Annotated in this window: 4 protein-coding genes; all 4 read right to left on the bottom strand. The window is 28.7% G+C overall.

Going from position 1 to position 3,921, the window contains the following annotated elements; genetic code table 11:
* Nucleotides 1-74: 74 nt before the first annotated feature.
* Nucleotides 75-650 carry a hypothetical protein gene (locus LX95_RS14310; protein WP_111542140.1) on the bottom strand — a complete coding sequence of 192 codons (576 nt, stop codon included), beginning with the start codon at nt 648-650 and terminating at the stop codon, nt 75-77.
* A 20-nt stretch (nt 651-670) separates the two neighbouring features.
* Nucleotides 671-1,030, bottom strand: a complete 360-nt coding sequence (locus tag LX95_RS14305) for a hypothetical protein (protein WP_146240804.1) — start codon at nt 1,028-1,030, stop codon at nt 671-673.
* A gap of 335 nt (nt 1,031-1,365) precedes the next feature.
* Nucleotides 1,366-2,445, bottom strand: a complete 1,080-nt coding sequence (locus tag LX95_RS14300; protein WP_111542138.1) for an HpaII family restriction endonuclease — start codon at nt 2,443-2,445, stop codon at nt 1,366-1,368.
* A complete protein-coding gene (locus LX95_RS14295; RefSeq protein ID WP_111542137.1) occupies nt 2,442-3,707 on the bottom strand; it encodes a DNA cytosine methyltransferase in 1,266 nt (421 codons plus the stop codon). The genes LX95_RS14300 and LX95_RS14295 overlap by 4 nt, the downstream gene beginning before the upstream one ends.
* Nucleotides 3,708-3,921 lie beyond the last annotated feature (214 nt).

The raw sequence follows: 3,921 nt of genomic DNA, 5'->3' as shown, positions 1-3,921 counted from the left end.
AGTTAAAATCTGTTTATAAAGATTTTGACACAGGTAATGTATGTCTCAAATTTAATGTAGAAAAGAGTTGGTTTTTACCTCAGTTCTTTGTTGTAGTGCGTTTTTATTTTTTTTTGCATTCTTTCAATTAACCTATCCTCTAAATATCTATTACAGAATAAATCAATTGGTAATTTGACTCCACCCCAGCCAAAAGTTGAACAATTTATTAATAAATCATTTTTGTCGTATAAAATTGTAATTCTTTTATCCCAACCTGTAGCTCTGTCATGAAATGGAATCTCTAAAATATCTACTTTATCATTATTTTCTATTATTGTCCATTCTCTTCTTTCGACTAAGTCTTTTAGATAATTTTTAATCAAATTTTTGTTATTACCTATTATTATATTTTTACAGCGTTTGAGTTTATTTAATTGAAAATAGCAGAAAGCAATTAAAATAGAAGAAGTTAAATACAAAATTGGGATTATTATTGTTTCCATCTTTTCTAAATTGATTTGTTTAAAATTTTGATAACCAAAAAAATAAGGTAAAAAGCTAACACAAAAAATAAACCAAGGAATTTCTAACAGTTTAAGTAAAATTGATTCACTGTAAATTAATTTACCTGATTTTTTAGATTCTTTAATTTTAATATTGTTTGTCATTTTTTCTAATCATCAAATTTTTATTCAATTGGCAGCATTTTATTTAGCCAAGAAATTTCTTCAAGAGAATTTTTATTTTCAAAAAGTTCCTTCATAGAATGCATATCTGAAAAACACCTTAAACAGTTATAAACAGGAATTGATAAAGATTTCCAAAAGATTATTTTATTCCTTTCTTCCTCTTTTAATGAGTCATTTTTTTTTTCAACCAGTCGTTCTAATACTAATATAGCTAAGAATATTTCTCCACTATTTTTAGAATTTAATAAAGATGAAATTTCAGAGTAGTTTTTTTCTTTTACTAAGTCATTCATTTTATCAACTAGAGGAGTTGTATCTGCTGAAGATCCGCACATAAAACCAACAGTTAATTTTTCCAACTTCTCTGATTGTCCAAAAGTCAAACTCGAAATTAAGATAGAAATGGTTATTAAAATTAATCTGTTATTATTCAGTTCGTTTTTCTCAAATGCACTACAACGTGTTTGTGTATGCTTTGTTGCGTTGAGTTTAGCATAAAGTTAGTAAATATTTACTGAATTAAAAGTATGCGAGAATTTTCCAAAATTGCCATTAGTAGCAATAAAATATACACGGTGTTGTATTTTCGTACTTTATTCCGCAAACTTGATAGCGTTGGCGTTTAAGCTCTTTTATTTTTTAGCGTTGGAATTGAGCGATGGAAAAAAATAAATGTGCTTGAACTTGCGTTGGCTTATTTCGTAAACCTGATTTGTAAGTTCAATTTGAAATATAATTCTCCGTTTTCTTCATAAATAGTTCCAAAATCGTGTCTGCTTGAACTTGCTGTGTCTAATTTTGTATTATTAAATAAATAATCTTCAAATTCATTTCGGTTGTAAATATGATAACATAAAATGTCTCCACTTTCCTTAACAATCAAATATCCTCCTGTTGCATCATATTGTCCTGTCCAAACTTTTGAAGGCATCATTCCTAAAGCTACGTCTGTTAAAAATCGTTTAATTTTGTATTCGTAAAACTTATGTTCATTCGAAATATCAAAATTTAATGGATTTTTAGAATTTGTTTTTTCTACTAAATCTGAAACGCTTGAATTTTTGCTTGAATAAAATTCATAAACTACTTGTGATAAGATTTCAGGTAATTTACTGTCGATAAGTATTAAATTGTTTGAGAATATTTGTTTTTCAGTTTTTTCAAAATGAAATTCTCCTTTTAATTCTAAAACCGAATTAATCCTATCCATTATTTTACTTCTCGAATCTATAGAATTTATCTTGTTAATTTCTGTTTCGCTTAACTTTAAATTTGAAATTTTAAAAATAAAGTTAGTCGTTTTTCCTGCATTGAGTAGAGTAGAAGGACTTCCTAATTGTGATTTTATACTAAACCCTAAAGTTGGTTGTTGATTTGTTCTTTGGTCGTGAACAACGATTGTAATGTCAGTTTTTGCAGTTGAACTTGCTTTTAAAGAAATACAATTAATAGATTGCATAAATTCTTCAATTTCGGGAACTGAAAAAGTTCTTTCTTTATTAGACTTAATCTTTTCAAGTAAGAATTTAGCTTTTTCTTTAAACTCGATAATTGCAATTTTTAAAACTTCTTCTCCACCAGAAATAAGTATTATTTCATCTTTGATTGAATATTCAAAATCGCCATTATTCTCGGTTCTTAAAACACGTAAAATAGGATAGACAAATCCTTCTAATTTTTCAATTTCTTTATTTCCAAGAAATAATTGTTTGTCTCCAAGTAGTTTAAAAAGTGTGTAAATTTCACTCCATTCTCCTTTATTTCCTTTAATCATAAAGTTTTAAGTTTTTCTATAATTTTCTTTGCAGTAGCTTGAATTGCTGGAACTGCAACTGAATTACCAAATTGTTTATATGCTTGAGCGTCCGAAACAACAATTTTAAAATTGTCTGGAAAACCTTGTAATCTTGCCCATTCTCTTGGTGTCATTTTTCGAATTCCTTCCCTGTTTACTTCTCCTCTAATATTTGTAATTGGTGTAAAATCTTTTAGTTTAAAATCATAAACTAAATTTCTTTCTCGTCCCATTCCTCCACAAACAACTGCGTTTGCGGTTCCATTATTTGGTATTATTTCGTAGCCAAAACCATTTCCTTTACTTGCGTGTCTTGCTTTGTGATTTCTCAAAGTATTTACATACGTTTCAGATAAATAATATTTTACAGATACGGTTTCGGTTTCTAAAATATCTTCTAATGTTACTTTTTTCTTGGTTGGTTTAGGATATTCAAATTCGGTAATTCCTAAATCCTTTCTAAAACCAACAATAAATATTCGTTCTCTGTTTTGTGGAACACCAAATTCTTTTGCGTTCATAACTTGAGGTTCAGGGACAAAATAACCTAAATCTTCACGTAAAACATTTAATATTGTCACTAAAGTTTTTCCTTTATCGTGACTTCTTAAACCTTTTACATTCTCTAAAAAAATAGCTTTCGGTTTTTTCTTTTTTATGATTTCTGCAACGTCAAAAAATAACGTTCCTCTTGTATCTTCAAATCCTCCTCGTTTTCCGGCAATTGAAAATGCTTGACAAGGAAATCCAGCACACAAAACATCAAATCCGTCTGGAATATAATTTTTAGTTGATTTTTTTGTAATATCTCCAAATGGAACTTCTCCGAAATTAGCTTGATAAGTTTGCTTTGAATATTTATCCCATTCACTTGTAAAAACACATTTTCCTTTCAAGTTTTGAAAAGCTAACCTAAATCCACCAATTCCAGCAAATAAATCAATAAACTTAAATTCAGGTCTTTTTGGTGCGGGAAAAGGAATACTTTCTTGTTGAAAAATTAGGTATTGCAAAGCTTCTTCAGCTGCTACTTTTGAAATTTTTTCTTCTGGAAACTTGTAGTCAAATAAATTTTTAACGTGTTCTATCGCATCTGGTTTGTAGAATTGTGAAACTCCGTTTTTGTGGTTATGTAAATAATGTGTAAACGCAGCTGCTGTATCTTTTTCAGATTCTATAAGTCTAATTTTGAATTTTTTATCTTCAAAATGTTCAATCGATATTTTTTCCTTTAGAAGCAACTTTGTCCGTTTTATAATTATTGTGGCAAGTTATGAAAAAATTCTCATTCATTGGTGGTAAGAAAGCAATGTGTGCGATAGCACTCTTTGCTTTTGTGCGGCTGGTTTCCGGTATGAAATACAACGGTTTTGTGTATGAATAGTGCGTTTTTGTGAGCGAGGATTTTCCGCAGGAAAATCAGATGTAACAAAAAGGCACTATACTTTGATTAAG

This window comes from Mesonia algae (assembly GCF_003253545.1).
GTDB lineage: Bacteria > Bacteroidota > Bacteroidia > Flavobacteriales > Flavobacteriaceae > Mesonia > Mesonia algae.
This window is presented reverse-complemented; position numbering and strand designations above follow the sequence as displayed.